Annotated in this window: 16 protein-coding genes; 10 read left to right on the forward strand and 6 right to left on the reverse strand. The window is 38.9% G+C overall.

The annotated features are described in order from the left end of the window. Positions 1-314 precede the first annotated feature (314 nt). From MKL38_RS17205 to MKL38_RS17235, 7 genes are all read left to right on the forward strand, one after another. On the forward strand, positions 315-1,193 hold the full coding sequence (locus MKL38_RS17205; RefSeq protein ID WP_270903898.1) for an MlaA family lipoprotein: 879 nt from the start codon (positions 315-317) through the stop codon (positions 1,191-1,193). A gap of 111 nt (positions 1,194-1,304) precedes the next feature. Next, a complete protein-coding gene (gigA, locus tag MKL38_RS17210; RefSeq protein ID WP_270903899.1) occupies positions 1,305-2,273 on the forward strand; it encodes an RsbU family protein phosphatase GigA in 969 nt (322 codons plus the stop codon). A 102-nt stretch (positions 2,274-2,375) separates the two neighbouring features. Then, positions 2,376-2,897 carry an anti-anti-sigma factor GigB gene (gigB, locus tag MKL38_RS17215; protein WP_002117273.1) on the forward strand — a complete coding sequence of 174 codons (522 nt, stop codon included), beginning with the start codon at positions 2,376-2,378 and terminating at the stop codon, positions 2,895-2,897. Positions 2,898-2,923: 26 nt separating this feature from the next. After that, positions 2,924-3,748: a carbon-nitrogen hydrolase family protein gene (locus MKL38_RS17220; protein WP_270903900.1), complete on the forward strand. Its 825-nt coding sequence runs from the start codon at positions 2,924-2,926 to the stop codon at positions 3,746-3,748. A 14-nt stretch (positions 3,749-3,762) separates the two neighbouring features. After that, entirely contained in the window at positions 3,763-4,137 is a 375-nt protein-coding gene (locus tag MKL38_RS17225; RefSeq protein ID WP_151744283.1) for a DUF4951 domain-containing protein, read from the forward strand. Between the two features lie 165 nt (positions 4,138-4,302). Then, a complete protein-coding gene (locus MKL38_RS17230; RefSeq protein WP_003655075.1) occupies positions 4,303-4,740 on the forward strand; it encodes a MarR family winged helix-turn-helix transcriptional regulator in 438 nt (145 codons plus the stop codon). A gap of 88 nt (positions 4,741-4,828) precedes the next feature. After that, the gene (locus MKL38_RS17235) at positions 4,829-5,260 is read left to right on the forward strand and encodes an organic hydroperoxide resistance protein (RefSeq protein ID WP_003655074.1); all 432 of its coding nucleotides are present in this window, start codon (positions 4,829-4,831) and stop codon (positions 5,258-5,260) included. Between the two features lie 60 nt (positions 5,261-5,320). Here MKL38_RS17235 and gspE read toward each other — a convergent pair whose 3' ends face one another. Beyond that, positions 5,321-6,811 (reverse strand): type II secretion system ATPase GspE, encoded by a 1,491-nt coding sequence (gene gspE, locus MKL38_RS17240; protein ID WP_004641278.1) that lies wholly within the window; start codon positions 6,809-6,811, stop codon positions 5,321-5,323. A 96-nt stretch (positions 6,812-6,907) separates the two neighbouring features. Between gspE and MKL38_RS17245 the strand changes: the two genes are divergently transcribed. Both MKL38_RS17245 and MKL38_RS17250 read left to right on the forward strand, forming a co-directional pair. Beyond that, on the forward strand, positions 6,908-7,729 hold the full coding sequence (locus MKL38_RS17245; protein ID WP_209831625.1) for a hypothetical protein: 822 nt from the start codon (positions 6,908-6,910) through the stop codon (positions 7,727-7,729). A gap of 9 nt (positions 7,730-7,738) precedes the next feature. Then, positions 7,739-8,656, forward strand: coding sequence for a mechanosensitive ion channel family protein (locus tag MKL38_RS17250; protein ID WP_003655068.1), 918 nt, complete (start codon positions 7,739-7,741; stop codon positions 8,654-8,656). On the opposite strand, the gene MKL38_RS17255 is transcribed toward MKL38_RS17250, so the two are convergent. Beyond that, entirely contained in the window at positions 8,646-11,450 is a 2,805-nt protein-coding gene (locus MKL38_RS17255) for a DUF2339 domain-containing protein (protein WP_270903901.1), read from the reverse strand. The two genes, MKL38_RS17250 and MKL38_RS17255, sit on opposite strands and share 11 nt — an antisense overlap. Before the next feature lie 154 nt (positions 11,451-11,604). Between MKL38_RS17255 and polA the strand changes: the two genes are divergently transcribed. After that, the gene (polA, locus tag MKL38_RS17260; protein ID WP_270903902.1) at positions 11,605-14,376 is read left to right on the forward strand and encodes a DNA polymerase I; all 2,772 of its coding nucleotides are present in this window, start codon (positions 11,605-11,607) and stop codon (positions 14,374-14,376) included. Between the two features lie 53 nt (positions 14,377-14,429). Here the strand turns inward: polA and MKL38_RS17265 are convergent, their stop codons facing one another. From MKL38_RS17265 to MKL38_RS17280, 4 genes are read right to left on the reverse strand one after another with little or no spacing between them, the layout of a single operon-like run. Further along, positions 14,430-14,999, reverse strand: a complete 570-nt coding sequence (locus tag MKL38_RS17265) for a YggT family protein (RefSeq protein ID WP_003655065.1) — start codon at positions 14,997-14,999, stop codon at positions 14,430-14,432. A gap of 21 nt (positions 15,000-15,020) precedes the next feature. Then, positions 15,021-15,857 (reverse strand): pyrroline-5-carboxylate reductase, encoded by an 837-nt coding sequence (proC, locus tag MKL38_RS17270; RefSeq protein WP_080026326.1) that lies wholly within the window; start codon positions 15,855-15,857, stop codon positions 15,021-15,023. Continuing rightward, entirely contained in the window at positions 15,829-17,232 is a 1,404-nt protein-coding gene (gene tilS, locus MKL38_RS17275) for a tRNA lysidine(34) synthetase TilS (RefSeq protein WP_270903903.1), read from the reverse strand. Before tilS ends, proC begins: the two co-directional genes overlap by 29 nt. Then, positions 17,169-17,990, reverse strand: a complete 822-nt coding sequence (locus MKL38_RS17280) for an acetyl-CoA carboxylase carboxyltransferase subunit alpha (protein WP_003655062.1) — start codon at positions 17,988-17,990, stop codon at positions 17,169-17,171. Before MKL38_RS17280 ends, tilS begins: the two co-directional genes overlap by 64 nt. Positions 17,991-18,003: the final 13 nt, after the last annotated feature.

The following is an 18,003-nucleotide window of genomic DNA, read 5'->3' on the forward strand; positions in this document are numbered from 1 at the left end:
TAAAACTTATTCTCAAAACCAACTTCTTATCAAATCCACTGCTCAAAGCAATCAACCCAATTCCAAGTAACTGTTTTTCAACAAGTTTCTATCTGTATCACCGCCGATGGATGTGCATTATAGAGGATTAAGATCCCTTTGCAACCCCTTTTTTAAATTAATCATATCGCATGGCTACTTTTTAGCCATTTTAGCATATTATCTATATTATTTGATCAATTTTACATTGATAATAGGTTATCGATTTTGTATTAAAACATATCTCCACCCAACTGCACATTAAGTATTAGCCTGGCTGGCGGTTAAGGAATTATATGAATTATTCTAATTTAATTTTACTAAGCGTGTTATCTGTAGGTGTTTGTACCTCTATATATGCTCAAGAAAACACGATAAGTGAATCTCCTAATGCTAACTCAGCAGCAGAAGTTGGATCTCATCATGTTCGATCACAAATTATTAATGATTTAAAAAATATTAAAGTTAAAGATTTAAAAATTAATGCAAATGCAGCACAACCAGATCCTGTAAAAGATCCTTTGCAGTCGTTGAACCGTCCAATTTATTCTTTTAATGATATGCTGGACCGAAACTTTTTGCGTCCTGTTGCTGTTCAATATAGAGAAAAGACCCCAGAAGATGTACGTGGCTCTTATCGCCAGTTCCGTAAAAATCTTGGTGAACCATGGAATGCTGTTAATCAGCTTATTCAAGGTCGCCCGAGTCGTGCAGCAAAAACTTTAGGTCGATTTACAATTAATACCTTAACTACTCTTGGTTTGGCAGACCCAGCCAGCCGCTTAGGTTTACCAACTGAGGAAGAGAATTTTGGTGTAACTCTCGGTTACTATGGTGTGCCTTCTGGTCCATTCCTTATGCTACCTTTCTTTGGGCCGAGTACTTTACGTGATGGTTTTGGTTTGGCAGTAGATGCCCAAGCTCGTCCACAAAAATATGTTATGGATGATCAAGACGGTATTTATTGGTCGAGTAACTTATTACAAGCTGTTGATACCCGTGCTCAATATCTGGACTTGGATCAAACTTTACAGGGTGATCAATACGCTATGATTCGAGACTTATACCTCCAACGTAAAGCATTCCAGATTGCAGAGAAAAAGGGCGACTCGGCTGATGTATCTTTTATTGATGATGACTCAGAAGATACACCGGATGAGAATCAAAACCCTTAAAAGATGAAATCAAGGTATTGCTTGGATTGAGAATTCGGCAATACCTTGATTTTGATGATACATACTCTATGATGAATAAAGTGATCATATAAAAGGACTACCATATCTTCTATGTATTTTATTAAACCGACACGCTCTATCCCTTATTTAGAGCAAGCTTTGGATAAACTACCAGGCTTACAAGTCATTAACATAGATGATTTAGAATTATATGATCCAACCATTATTGCAATTGCAGATGTACAAGATTTCCTGACTTTTAAGTGGAATTTACCGACTATTGTAATTGCCTTTGAAAATGAAGGTGGCGCTTTAGCTCATGCATGGGAAGCAGGTGCTCTTGCAGGTTGGGTATGGAATCAACTACCTAACGATTTAAACAAAGCCTTATCAAGAATTGATGCTCAATATAAACGTAATCAAGATAGCCGTGACTTACCTTCGGCTGCTGAATTGCAAAAACGCTTATTACCAAACCCAATCGATTTATTAAATTATGAAGTCGAAACTTTCTTTCAGCCTTCGGCTTATCTTTCCGGTGATTGGTATGACTATTGGAAATTAAACGATAAAGAAGTTTTATTTTATCTTGCAGATGTTTCAGGTCATGGTGTAACGAGTAGTTTGCTAACATCATGGATGGCAGCTTTCCATGGTCGATCTAAAACCCCAAGACAATTAATAAAAAAATTAAACGGGATGTTGGTTCAAGAAAATATTGAAAAGCACATTACGATTGTTGTGGGTATTTTAAATCTTGAAACGCACACTCTTCGTTGGTCAAGCGCTGGGCACTACCCCCCTCCTATTATTTTCGAACCCAACCAACCACCTAAAATTCTAACAACGAGCAGTTTTCCGCTAGGTTTAACGGATGAACTCGAAGTTGAAGAGCATGTTTGTACACTAAATCGCCATGCGCGCTTCATTGTTTGCTCTGATGGAGCCCTCGAACCCTTTGATGGTGGTTTGAATGATCAGTTCCAACAATTGGTTCATCATTTGCAAAATCAATCATTTCAAGCACCCGATCATGTGGCCGATGATATTGCTATTTTCAGTCTTTGTCGAATGAATTAATTTACGAATCAATTAATTACATAATATACGACCTAAGGACTCTTGAGTCTGAGATGGCACTATGTGATAATTTTTCTATCCTTCTCTGAAAATGGCATTTATATGTCAACAGGTCATGTTGAATATGCAAGCTTAAATGGAACGCATATTTTCAAACTTATTGGTGAAGTGCGAGCCCATTCTTGTATAAGTCTAGACAAACTTTTAAACAGAATTGAACAGCAAGAGAATGTTGTTGGTGCAATCGTTGATTTAACCCAAACAACATTTATTGATAGTACTGTATTAGGTATCTTAGCTAAGCTAGGTTTAAAGCTGAAACAGACTCATCATATTCAAGCTGTGATGCTATCTACCAATCCAGATATCACAACCTTAGCCAACAGTATGGGGCTAGGGCAGGTTTTTGTCATTTTGAATTACTGTGGTGATCCTAATGTTTGTACGTTAACGTTAACAGATGAACAAATCACTCATAATGCAATGCTAAGAACTGTTCTGGATGCACATAAGACATTGATGAAACTCAATGCAAACAATCAGAATATGTTTGAGCCACTTGTGAAGCAGTTACAGAAAGAACAAGATACGCTTGAACAGGTATCGGATAAGCAAAATGCCTGATTTTCACGATTAAGCCGGATTAGAATATGACTCTTGTTTCTGTTGCTCAAATGAACTCTCAAGATGATATTGAAAATAATTTTCAAGTCATTGAGTCTTTGATTCAACAAAGCAAGGTGCAAAATGCTAGCCTGATTGTTTTCCCTGAAAACTTTGTATGTTTTGCTGCTGGAAAACAACGTGAAACTGCTGAGCAATTTGAATCTATTCAACAAAGGCTTGAGCAACTAGCACATCAATATCAAATCTGGATTGTGGCTGGAACCTTACCATGTCCATTCCGTCCAAATGGATCTACGATTCAAGATGGTCGCGTCCGAACAGTTAGCCTCTGTATCAGCCCTGAGCGTACAGAAGCACGTTATGACAAGATCCATTTATTTGATGTACAAGTTGGTGATGCGGTCGGTGGTTATCAAGAGTCTCGTTTCTTTGAACCAGGAACAGACGTAGTAGTCACATCTACCCCTTTTGGCAATATTGGCTTAATGGTATGTTATGACTTACGTTTTCCAGAGCTTGCTCTAACACTAAGACAACAAGGCGCTCATCTTCTTACTGCTCCTGCTGCATTTACCTACACAACTGGACAAATGCATTGGCAACTTCTGCTACAGGCTCGAGCAATGGATAGCCAATGTTATGTTTTAGGTGCAGCACAACAGGGCTGGCATGGTGAAAAACGACAAACCTGGGGACACTCTGGGGCAACAGATAGTCGTGGTCAAATTTTAAGTATGATTGGATATGAAGGGAATGGTTTAATCACTGTACCTTTTGATTTAACAGCACAAGATCTCGTCCGCTCTTCAATGCCTCTAATGACACACCGTAAATTGATTCACTATTAAAAGTTTAATTATTCATGTGGAAATACTTATTTAGCTTTTTTTGCTTGGGGGCAAATATTCATTGTTATGCAGAGTTTGGTACAACGAATCATTTCGTTTCACCAACCGCACAACTCAAATCAGATATTCTTCCCTCTACTCCTAAAGATATTCCTTTGCCTGCATTTGGCCAAAGAATAATTGGATGGGGAACTGGCGCAGAAGGTGCAAGACAACGTTTAGAAAATATTCAACCAGCAGATGTCTCTATGATTAAAAAACAAGGAACAACACTTGAAATGATTACTGCTTGGCAAAATTTTTATGAACAAGAGCAACAACGTAGTGTAAATAATCCGACTGCTAAATATCGTGCACGTTTAATGAAAAAAATTGCAGATCTATGGTAGAAAATTTTATCTAAAAGATTTTTATCTTATGGAATAATTGATTTAATTATTCCATTTTTTATGCCCCTTAATTTACTTTATTCATAACCTATTCTTATGAACATTTAAGAAACTGAATAGAACGCGATATACTACAAAAGCAATATTAGTTTCTTTGAGGAATATATGGACCAAGACTGTAAAAATTTAAAGCTTGAGAATCAACTATGTTTCCTCGTCTATTCAACAAATTTAGCTCTTAATCAGCTCTACCGAAAACTCCTAACGCCTTTGGGTATTACTTATCCTCAATATTTGGTGATGTTAGTTTTATGGGAACAGGATGAAGTTACTGTTTCAGAAATTGGTGCCAAGCTTTTTTTAGAATCATCAACCCTCACCCCTATTCTGAAAAAATTAGAAGCCCTACATTTTCTTCACCGCACTCGCTCAACGCAAGATGAACGCCAAGTTATTATTACGTTAAGCGATGAAGGAAAAAAATTAAAAGATCAGGCAATGAATATCCCAGCCGAAGTATTAGATGCAAGTTCATGTGATATGACAACGTTACTGGACCTAAAAGATCAACTTACTAAACTCCGTACAAACCTAGTCAAATAAACAGCAATTATTTCAAAAAATATACTTGTCAAAACAATTAAGTCGTGTACGATATATTTGTATTCAATTTATTTTAGGAATAAAAACGATGTCATTAGAAAAAGTTGTTTATCGCGCAAAAGCTAAGGCAACCGGTGGTCGTGATGGCCGCGCAACCTCATCAGACGGTGTATTAGATGTACAACTTGGCGTACCTAAAGAAATGGGTGGCGCTGGTGGTGCTGTAACAAATCCTGAGCAATTATTTGCAGCTGGTTATTCAGCATGCTTTTTAGGCGCTTTAAAATTTGTTGCAAACCGCGATAAATTTAATATTAGCAAAGATGCGTATGTAGAAGGCGAAGTAGGTATTGGCCCAATTCCTACAGGTTTTAGTATTGAAGTAACTTTAAATGTTTACTTAGTTGGCATGGATCGTGAAGAAGCTGAAAAGTTAGTTGCAGCAGCTCATATCGTTTGCCCATATTCAAATGCAACTCGCAATAATATTGATGTGAACTTTAATATTGTGACTGAGTAATTTTTTAAGTTTAAAAAAAATGCCCGAATCTTATCGGGCATTTTTTTTGCACGTTACAAATTATGCTTCACTTGCTTCATTGGTTACTCGAAGCACTTCTTCGAGTGTAGTTTTACCTGTAAGTACTTTGCGTAAACCATCATCACGAATAGAGCCAGAGTACTGACGAGCATGATTTTCTAATTCATATTCAGCCGCATTTCCGTGAATCTGACGGCGCATAGAATCATCAACAGGCACGATTTCATAAATAGCTGTACGCCCATTAAAACCTAAATGCGAACAATGATCACATCCTTGAGCCTGTGGTAACTTCAACATAGACTCACTATGAATATGCTGAAATACCTGTCTTTCGAAAGTATCTGCTTCACGCCATGTCATACAATGTTGACATAAGGTACGAACTAAACGTTGAGCAATCACTCCAATTAAAGAGCTCGATAATAAGAATGGTTCAATCCCCATATCTTTAAGTCGGGTGACCGCACCAATAGCTGTATTGGTGTGCAGTGTAGATAAAACCAAATGACCTGTTAGTGATGCTTGTACTGCAATTTCTGCTGTTTCTAAATCACGAATCTCACCAACCATGACTACATCGGGATCTTGACGCAACATTGCCTTTAGAGCACGAGCAAAAGTCATATCCACTTTAGTATTGACTTGTGTCTGCCCAATACCTTCAAGTTGATATTCAATCGGATCTTCAGCTGTCAAAATGTTACGCGTATTGTCATTTAGATCCGATAAGGCTGCATACAAGGTCGTCGTTTTCCCCGAGCCTGTAGGACCTGTTACCAAAATAATCCCGTGCGGACGATGTACTAACTGAGTTAAACGCTCATAGTCATTTGCCATCAGACCCAAATGGATCATATTAAGACGACCAGCTTGTTTATCAAGCAAACGCATTACAACCCTTTCACCATGCGATGAAGGTAAAGTCGAAACACGTACATCTACTTCACGTCCAGCAAGACGTAAAGAAATACGCCCATCTTGCGGTACACGTTTTTCCGCAATATCGAGTTTTGCCATGACTTTAATACGTGAAACCAGCAAAGGTGCCAACTCACGGCGTGGCTGTACAATTTCACGTAATTGACCATCTACACGCAGTCGTACAGATAATTTCTTTTCAAAAGCCTCAATATGAATATCAGAAGCTCCTACCCGTATTGCTTCTGAAAGTAGCGCATTAATAAGACGGACAATAGGTGCATCATCCTCTTGGTCCATCAGATCTTCTGTTTCTGGAACCTGATCGGCCAAGCTTAATAAATCAGGATGATCTTCTAAACCTGCTGCAACTTCTTGTGACTCCCCTGTATCTCGCGCATAACTTGTACTAAGCAGTGCATTAAATTCTTGTTCAGTACATAATTGGTAGTGAGCTGGCTTACCTAGAATTCGTCTTGCTTCCTGCAATGCAATTTTTTCAGTGTTTTGACGTCTAATAATAAATACTTGATCACCGTCATAACGAAATAAAACACCATGACGCTTGGCAAAACTATATGGAACTTGTATTTGTTTCAATATTTGCATCACAATTTATAATGATGAGTAAGATGATTTTGAGTGTACTCTAAGCAGATTACAGCGTGAAGTCTGTTTAACAACTCGGTAGAGGAATTTTGCGTCTTGTTTGAAAATAATGAATATCAGCCTCGTCCCCAGAATTCTTTAAAATGGTGGGGCGAACAGCACTTTGAAATTAATCAGGCTAAAGCATGGCAATTCGGTTCAATGCTTTTTCGTCTAACGCGCGGCATAAAAGAATGGCGTATCGAATATTATCGTCCATCTCTTCAGGACGATAATGAGCAAGATTGGCACCCAATCGCAGATCCGAATTTTGCCTTTCCGCATACTGTTCAAGTAGAACGCTACATGTTCCGGAAAACTAATCCAGAATTTCTACTTATGCCACGTCTGGCAGACCGTTCCGTAGTAATTAAACCCGTTGATCCTATCTACATTCCAGCGGGGCAACGCGGAACTCTTTATATTAGTACACCATTATGGATTGCTGGTTTAGTTGAAAGTCAGCATGAGCCTTTGTTTGAAATTCCTGTGATTCAACCTAAAGATACATGGTTTGGTCCAAATGCCCAGCAAGGCGAAATCTGTTATGCCACTTCCGTAGATGGGCGTACCGATTTGAACCTGTTAACCCCCCGTGCGTTTCGTGCAGTTACACCAATTGATTTTCACAATACCAGTAATCATCAATTACGTTTTGATCGCATGAACGTGCCAGTTACCGCCCTACCTCTTTTTTATAGTGAAAGTACAGGGCGTTTATGGACATCTCAAATTAAAGTTTTCTATGAAGGCTCTGACCGTCCTGCACGCATTCGTATTGAAAACCGCACTCCACCACTTGCGGGTGAAGTGACTTATGTTCACCCACCACGTTCACCTGGTGGAGCACTATTTAATATGTTTGATTCATTCTTTTAAGAGGTTTATATGGCTGATTCAAATATTCCTAAAGATATCGCTGATAGCCTCAAAAGTATATTTACCAATATCAATACCGAGCGTATTAGTGAAATTTTAGTCGCTGTTGTGCTTTGCTTTATTGGTTTTGTTCTTGCCCGTATTATTTCAAATACATTTATTAGAACTATTGGCTCACGTTTTAATGCCCATCAACGCCTTGTGTGGCGTCGTGGTATTTTTTATTTTATTTTCTTACTCTTCATTATGACGAGTTTAAAAGAAGCTGGTTTTAAACTGAGCGTATTCCTTGGTGCCGCAGGGATTCTAACAGTAGCACTCGGTTTCGCATCGCAAACGTCTGCCAGCAACTTAATCAGTGGTTTATTTTTGATTGGCGAAGGTTCGTTTGAAGTCGGTGATACGATCCAGATTACCCTCATTCGTGGAAATACGATTGAAGGTGAAGTGATCTCAATCGACTTACTCTCTGTGAAATTACTTACACTCGACAATGTTTATATTCGTCTGCCAAATGAACAGCTTATTCGCGCGCCTGTACACAACTTATCTAAATACCCAATACGGCGTATTCCAATTACACTCGCAATTAACTTCCATGAAGACATCATAAAAGTTCGCGAAGTTCTACTTAATGTAGCAGCTCATTATCCGCTTGTGTTAGATGACCCAAAGCCTGCTGTTACGGTTACGGCCTTTCGTGAATCATCAATTGAACTTTTATTTGCAATGTGGTGTAGACAAGAAAATTCTTTAAAAGTCCGAGATGAGATGCAAGAAAGAATTCGAAATGGATTTTTAGATAATCAGATTGAAATTCCTGTTCCTAAAATGGGTTTGATTGATCGACCACCTACTGTTTTTAATGAAGATGATATTGATCAATATAGTAATCAAAATGAGTTAAAACGAGAGCCTAAAGCTTAGGCTCTTCATTTTTTTGTACAGAGGATGACGGTGGTAATGGTGCAAGATAAGCAATAATTAGCATTACCCCACCCGCCCCAATAAATGAAATGACTCGAGTTAATGTCGCACTTTGCGATAGATCAAGCAAAATTAGTTTTAATACTACAATTCCCAAAAGCGCAGCACCCACAAACCATAATTGACGAATCATTCTTCGGCTAGAGAATGTGGTTAAAATGAACGCTAATACAACCCAAAGCAATGTCAAACTTAACTGCACTAGACCATTTGTCCAAATTGCAGCGCTCCATAGTGGTGTCGCCCAGTAATGGTGCAAACCTCTGACCACCACACTACTGAATACTAATAATCCCACTAGAATTGTTGTAATTTTAAAAGTCCACTCAAGCGATTTATCTTGATCAAAAGCATGTTTATAGATAATAAAGAGAAGACCTGCAAATACTGCAATTGAAAGGAAATCAGTTAAGTTAAGCAAAGGAACAAAATAAAAGTACTCAGCAGAATGGATATCGACACTCACCACAAGCAACCAAAGTAAACTTAAACACCACACCGGAATTTGATGTAACAAAGCAGTTTTATGAGACTTATATGCCCAGAGTGAATAAACTACGGGTACAAAAGCCAAAGCAACTATTGGCATTTGCGGAAAGATCGCCAGTCCCACCGTTGCTAATGCCAACCAACCTAAACCAGACCAGACCTTTAGATATCCAGACTGACCTGACTGCGGTTGAGCCATAATAAATAAGACACTAAGAGCAATTGCAGCAACAAGGAAAGTGCCCTGTTGCAATATACTCGGCCATTTAAACATGGTGAATACTTGGCTGGAAAAGACCTCACCAAAAATTAACAACAGTAACAGGCTAACTAAAATTAACTGCAAACTTTGCCATTGCACACGTAATTTATAGTGCACAACTAAACTAAATATTGCTATTAGAGCTATAGCAATCATCAAATACGGACTCAAACCATGATGGTGCCATGCCATTATTTCTACACCCGCTACAGCACCTGCATACATCCCTAAACATAAGAAAATACCGCTAAACATGCTGGCACTAAAATAGTGTTGCTCTTTAGTGTTGTATTGCAATAAATAATAGGCCGAAATGAATTGGGCAATTGCATAAATGCTTGTGCTTAGAGTCGGAAACTCTGCATTCGCCCAAATCTGATAAAACAGTGCAAGAGAGCTGAGTAAGACTAAAACTACACCAATATATCGGCTTAAACGGTAGCGCTCAGTTACTCCCCATACAATGAGGGCCGTACCTTGAGCAACCCAACCAATTGCAGTCCAATGTGCCCCTTTCGCAAGTGGAAATATTAAGGCAAAGAATGCAACGGCAAGAATGAAAAAGCTTTTTGCTAGTACTGAAAGTTGAGGATGACTCTTTTTGATCCAGAAATTTAATACCGCATAGGTACTAGCCAAAACAGCAGCACCAATCGTCAACACTTGTGTAGACTCATGTACTAAATAGGCATGTAGTGTGAAACCCAGTACAGGCACACTAAAAATAAGACCAACATCTAACAGTGGTGGTAAACGAATGCCTTCTTGTTGTTCACGTGCTGAAACTCGAGATATATTTTGGCTATAACGAACACTAAGCCAAATAAACAGGGCTATATGTAGCCATAAAATCCAGTCTAATGTGTCAAATTTTGCAGGTTCTGCATAAAATGCGATTGCAGTACCACCAATAAACATCGTGGCAAAGAAAGCGATTTGATTTAAGATTTTCCAAGGTTGAATAAAATTAACGGCGGCAACCGCAAGATTAATAACCAAATAGTAGCTGAATAAGAAAACCACATCAGGGCGATATTGCGGAATCACCAATGGGGCAGCATAAGCCATGCCGAGTGCTAAAATAGCTAAATAAATCGCCTGTTGCTTTAAACTTAAAAATACAGTGATTGCTAATAAAATCGCAAACAGAATACTTGCTGTAGTTAGATTGGCAATCACACCAAAATGATGTGAGAACACAAGTGTTAAGAACACAACTGCCAGTCCGACACCTTGCAATGCCACAGCAAAAAGTTGATTTTTCTTTTGTAAGGTATATCCAAATGCCGTTAATACACCTCCAGCAATAGCGATAAATCCAAGTTTCACACCTAAACTCAGCTGCCAATGTTCACTTGCAAAACGCAGTAATAACACTACCCCAACCATGAGCACAGCAACAGCAACTCTTAAAATTGGATTGCCATGTACCATCCAATCTATTGCTGGTTGCCACCATGCAGTTTGTACAGGAACTAGATTTTCTTTTTGATCTAAAGTGTTCGTTGCAGGTAGAGTTGGCTTGATCATATTGTTTGGATCGATTGGCTCTAGTACGGGTGTTACAGCATCTGTATTTACAACTTCATTTACATGAACAGTTTGTTTTGCCGACTCGAGATACAACAGTCGAGTATGAAATGCACTAATCGTTTGGACCAAACATAACAATAAAACCAGTAATGCACCGCCAGCAATCCACATCCAGTGATTCATATAAGCAACTAATGCAACCAAAGCGGCTGCATAAATTGCTGTTGTTTGCATACGAATAGAATAAAGAGGAGTTGCTTGATGAGAAAACTGTTGTTCTAAATGAGTCAGACGCTGATGCAGATTTGACAATAACTGAACCAGTATTACGATAAATGCAATAGATAAAACAACAACGGCACTATGAAATTTAAAACCAATTGACATGGCTAAAAACAAAGTCAAAGCGATCAAAACAATGATCATTCCCTGTTTGTCTTTTTTATACATGGGCTTAGCAATATGACACCTTCATTACATGTCATCTTACTTTAAGCAAATACAAGCGTATATTTATACATACAAAATACTGCAAAAATCATAAATCTGCATTCATATCCGTTTTCACGTAAAATACCCGTAATTCAGATTAAGGAATTGTTCAATGCCACCATTTGTCTTGGTTGATGGGTCCTATTTTTTATTTCGTGCATATCATGCATTACCACCATTGACGACCTCTACAGGGTTACATACCAATGCAATACGTGGAGCAATTTCTGCGATTCAAAAATTGATGCGTCGTATGCAACCAACGCATATGGCTGTAATTTTTGATACCCCCGAACCAACCTTCCGTCATAAGCTTTCACCGATCTATAAAGGTGACCGCCCGAGCATGCCCGAAGAGTTGTCTCAACAAATTCCATATTTACATGCATTGATTAAAGCTCAAGGTATTCCTCTATATAGTCTCCCTGGCGCAGAAGCAGATGACATTATCGGTACACTTGCTAAACGTGCCGTACTCGAAGGCCACCATGTACTTATCTCGACTGGAGATAAAGACATGGCTCAATTAGTTAATGATCATGTAAAGTTAGAAGATAGCTTTAAAGATCGCGTAATGGACACTGACGGTGTTTTTGAAAAATTTGGAGTTTGGCCAAATCAGATTATCGATTACCTAACCCTTATGGGCGATGCATCTGACGGAATTATGGGTGTACCAGGTGTAGGTGCAAAGACAGCAGCTAAGTTACTGACTGAATATGGCACTTTAGACAATATCATTGCCAATGCAGACCAACTTAAAGGCAAGATTAGCCAGAATATCAAAGATAATTTAGACAATATTAAGCTTGATCACCAGTTAGCAAGCATTGTGTGCGATCTTCCTTTAGAACTCGATTGGCATGAATTAAAGCTTATCGACCCAAATGTTGATGCTTTGCGCAACCTATATACTGAGCTTGAATTTAGAAATCAGTTACAGTCGCTTGATCATCCAAATAATCCGAACAGCTCTAGTTATAAACAACAAGCTTCACAGACTGTTGTTCAAAATGATGTTAAACCTGCTGAATCTATAGAAACCGAAGATCAAGCAAGCTTAACCAGTCAAGATGACCAGCTTGGAACTGCAAATTATCACACTGTTTTAACTCAAGAAACATGGGATCAACTCTTGCAACGCATGCAAAATGCTGATCATTTTGCCATTGATACAGAAACTACAAGCCTTGATTACCGCATTGCCGAGATGGTTGGTTTTTCAATCGCCTTTGATGCACAAGACGCTTATTATGTGCCTTTAGCGCATAATTATGAAAATGCTCCACAGCAACTGAACCGTGAGCAAATTCTGGCTCAAATTAAGCCTGTACTAGAAAATGAAGCGGTTAAAAAAATTGGCCATCATCTTAAATATGATGCACACATTTTTGCAAACCACGGTATTGAGCTAAAAGGCTGGTATTTCGATACCATGTTGGCATCTTACGTATTGAATGCGGCAGCGACTCGTCATGGCATGGATGATGTTGCTCGTGTCTACTTAAGTCACTTAACAACGACTTTTGAGCAAATTGCTGGTAAAGGTGCAAAGCAGAAAACAGTTAATCAAATTGAGATTGAAGTCGCTGCCCACTATGCAGCAGAAGATGCACATGTCACCTATCGTTTATATGAAGTACTTTCAAATAAACTTAAGCCATTCCCTGAGCTAGAAAATATTTTATATAACATCGAAATGCCAGTTGCCCGAATTTTATCAGGCATGGAAGAAGATGGCATTCGTTTAGATCATGCATTCCTCGATAACTTAAGTGTTGAATTTGCAAAAACTATGGAAGGTCTTGAAAATCAGGCCATGGAAATTGCAGATGAAACTTTTAATATTGCTTCACCTAAGCAAGTAGGCGAAATACTATTTGATAAATTAGGAATCAAAGGTGGTAAAAAAACCGCAACTGGGCAATACAGTACAAGCGAAAGTGTTTTAGAAAAAATTGAACATCCTTTAGCAGAAATTATTTTAGAACATCGCGGATTGGCAAAGCTAAAAAGTACCTATACGGACCGTCTAGTAGAGCAATCTCATAACGACACGCATCGTGTACATACGAGCTATCATCAAGCTTTAACAGCAACAGGCCGCCTCTCCTCTTCTGACCCTAACTTACAAAATATTCCAATTCGTAGACAAATTGGTCGTCAAATTCGTAAAGCATTCATTGCACCAGAAGGCCGAGTTCTATTGGCTGCCGATTACTCGCAAATTGAACTACGCTTAATGGCACATTTTTCTCAAGATGATGCGTTAGTACATGCGTTCCAGCATGGACAAGATGTTCACCGTAGAACTGCAGCAGAAGTATTGGGTATTGCAATTGAAGATGTGACTAATGACCAGCGTCGCCAAGCTAAGGCAGTAAACTTTGGTCTACTGTATGGTATGTCTGAGTTTGGTTTGATTCGTCAGTTAGGTTTCACACGTCAAGAGTCGCAGAACTATATCAAACAGTACTTCCAACGCTATCCTGGCATCTATGAATATATGCAACGCACACGTCAAGTTGCATCAGAGCAAGGCTTTGTTGAAACTATTTTAGGCCGTCGTCTATATACACCAGATATTGATGCACGAAATGTGATGGTGCGTAAGGCTGCCGAACGTGCTGCGATCAATGCACCTTTACAAGGCAGTGCGGCTGATATTATTAAAATTGCGATGATTGAAGTTGATAAAATCTTGCCAAAAGATCAAGCCAAGTTACTACTTCAAGTACACGATGAATTAGTTTTTGAAGCCGATCAAAACATTGCTGAAGAACTTTCCAAACAAATCGCAAAAGTCATGGAATCAGTTGTAGAAATTTCTGTGCCTTTAGTGGTTGAGGTAGGACAAGGTCTAAACTGGGATGATGCTCATTAATTAACAGAAATAAAAAAGGGCTGTGAAATACAGCCCTTTTTTATTGAGTCAGCTTAAAGTCCTGTTAATAGAACTTTCGCTACTTCATTCATCAATATCTCGGCAATATAGAGTGCCAAAAATGCCAAAATTGGAGATAAGTCAATCATTCCCATATTAGGCAATAAACGGCGGAATGGTGCGAGTAATGGTTCAGCCAAATCTTGAATCACCTCAATATAAGGTGAACGCGATTGAGTAAACATGACCACCCAACTCAAAATGATTGTTGCGAAAATTAAATAACGGCAGAAACGAATCAAGTCCTGAATCATGGTTACAAATGTCAGAATCAGTAAATGAATCGGACTATTTGGCATAGAACCAGAAAGATACATCACACCGAAAATTTTCAGTAAATACAATGTAATTAAAAGAACCAACGCAGCCAAATTAAATCGGCCTTTTGCGACCGTCGGAAAAATTCGGCCAAAAATATCAACAATCTTAGTCGCTTTTACGGTCGATAAAACCACAGGATTATAAGGACTTACTGCCGCTAATTGCATTAAAAAACGGAAAAAGACCAATAAAATCGCGACATTAATTAAAATTCCAAAAATTAGCGCAGAATTTGCACCCATAGTTGTCTTATCCTATTTAAGCTATTTCGCACTGTCACTCAATTCTTGAGCCAATTCTTGGCTACGCTTCTGTGCAGCAGCCAATGCAGATTGAATATTTTGGGAGATTTGTGCACGGTCAAAAACTTCAAGTGCAGCTTGTGTTGTACCATTTGGCGATGTCACATTCTTACGAAGTTCAGATGGAGTATTTGAACTGGTAATTGCCATTTGAGCTGCACCTAACGCCGTTTGAAGAGTCAAAGCGGTTGCAACTTTTTCATCTAGTCCTAAATTTTTACCCGCACGGATCATACTTTCCATGAGATAGAAAAAATATGCAGGACCTGAGCCAGAAACTGCTGTTACCGCATCAATTTGAGCTTCGGAGTTTACCCAAATTGTTAAGCCTGTGGCTGCTAAAATCTGACTTGTTAATTCACGATCCGAAGTACCCACTACATCATTTGCATAGATACCATGCGCGCCAGTTTGAACCAGAGCTGGTGTATTTGGCATAACTCGCACAATTCGATCGCTATCAATTAAATTTGATATTGTTTGAATTTCAGCACCAGCAATAATTGAAATGACCAATTTATCTGATAACAGACCTTTTAAGGGACGTAAAACAGTCGCCAGAACTTGAGGCTTTACCGCCAATACGACAACATCAGCATTTTGAATTGCAGCCACGTTATCTTGTGTTACGTGGACTTCTTTCTCTTGTAATAATTGACGGATCTGTTCAACAGGATCTGAAACTGTAATACGTGTCGGTGGTAAACCTCTTGAAACGAGCCCGCCAATTAAAGCTTGGGCCATATTACCGCCACCAATAAAACAGATATTACAATTTACTGCACTTGCCATAACCATATTCGCCATTTACCAGATTACAAGAATGAGAAATTAAATCTGGTTGCCATCCTCCTTGCTCACAATACGGAGACTGAGCCAACCAAAATCCTTTCGGTGTAAAAACCCCAAGCATAACATTATCTATGACTAATATTTGAATTGTATGACGAAGCCAAGGCAAAATATGTGCTTCTTGAATTGCTTTTTTTAATGGCCATTGACCAACACGACCATATAAATGGACTTTTTCCCCACCTTGACGTCGAATTATTCTCAATTTTTCATTTAATAAAGATGAAGCCAAACCGATTTTTTTTTGTTTAATCTGAAAATTTCCTGAAGCGTAATGCACTATTTCTCCCATTTGGAAATGATGCTCCGATTCAGCTTCAACTGGACTTAATGTTTCAGCAAAAAAAGCCTGCTTACTCAATCTATAAAGATGGTGTTGATAACGGACATAGTAAAACTGATTCCAGTGTAATGCAGCTTGTGCATCAGACTTTGAATCAATCACTTCATTTTTTAAGCGCTCGACCATTTCAAATGCAGGTCGATATTGTCCATCACCTTTCATCCAAACCGAAAGCAACTGGCGCTGACGGGCAACCGATAAATCTAAAAGTTTAGTTAAGTCTAAACACTCAGCGGTGCCACAATGTTTTAAATCGACTATCAAAACTTCTTCTAAAATTTCAGAAGCATCTTGCATCAAATAACTGGTTCGACTAAGTGCTTGCTGCATTTTAGGAAAGCGGTTTTGTAAAAAAGGCCAAAGTTCCTCACGTGACCACGCCCTATCATAATGAATATCGTAATTTGTAGGGTCATTTACATACTCAATTTCAAGTTGAGTAGTCCAATCGGCAATTTGCTCCCGAGTTAAATCTAAAAAAGGACGCCAAATTGTCATGTCTGCACGATAATCAATAGATTGCATGGCAGCCAATCCATCAACACCTGCACCCGATAACAACCTCAAAATTAACGTTTCAGCCTGATCTTGCTGATGATGAGCAAGCACTAAAATTTCGTTGGCTTGTAAATGCTGTCGATAAGCTTGATAACGTGCCTGACGTGCTTGAGCTTCCAAATTACCGTCGGTAACTTGAACTTTTTGAATAATATAAGGAATATCTAAGCGAGTAGCTTGTTTAGAAACGAGTTTCCCCCATTCTGCACTTTGTGATTGCAGTTGATGATCGATATAAATCGCTCGGATCTTTTGAGGGAAAATTTGAGACATCAAATGTAGTAGCAGCATTGAATCCATGCCACCACTACATCCAATAAGAAAAGAACTATTTTCTGAAAACAGTTGAGCCTGCTTTAAGACATTATGCCTAAATTTGCGCTGCCAAACTTCATTAAACGTTGATAACGTGCTTCGCATCGTTCATTTGCATCCAGTGGTAGCAATTCATCCAAAGCTTGCTTCAAAACTACTTTTAGGTTTTGCATGACTTGCTCAGGGTCTAAATGTGCCCCTTCGCCTTCATCTACTACATATTCAACAATACCTAGAGATTGTAATTTGTCTGCTGTCAAACCTAAAGCTTCACTCGCTTGAGCCGCTTTTTCAGCAGTTTTCCATAAAATAGATGCGCAGCCTTCTGGTGAAATCACAGAATAGATACTGTGCGACAACATAATTACTCTGTCAGCCACACCAATACCTAAAGCACCACCAGAACCACCTTCACCCAGTACTGTTGCAACAACAGGAACTTTCAAACGTGAAAGTTGAGCAAGGCTAGTTGCAATTGCTTCGGCTTGTCCACGCTCTTCAGCACCAACACCTGGGTAAGCACCCATAGTATCAATAAACGTGAAAACCGGAAGATTAAAACGCTCAGCCATATCTAATAGGCGTTGAGATTTACGGTAACCTTCAGGATTAGCCATACCGAAGTTATGCTTTAATTTTTCACGGGTACTACGACCACGGTGTTGTCCAATGACCATCACAGGTTGACCGTCAAAACGAGCAAGACCACCTACCATCGCACCATCGTCACCAAACAAACGATCACCATGCAAGGCGTCAAACTCTGTAAAGATTTCACCGACATAATCTAGAAACTGCGGACGTTCAGGATGACGTGCAATTTGAACCGTTGTCCAAGCTTTGGACTGAGTAGATTTTTTCATAGGTCGAATATTA

Source organism: Acinetobacter sp. AOR14_HL (assembly GCF_027855175.1).
Classification (GTDB): Bacteria; Pseudomonadota; Gammaproteobacteria; order Pseudomonadales; family Moraxellaceae; genus Acinetobacter; species Acinetobacter calcoaceticus.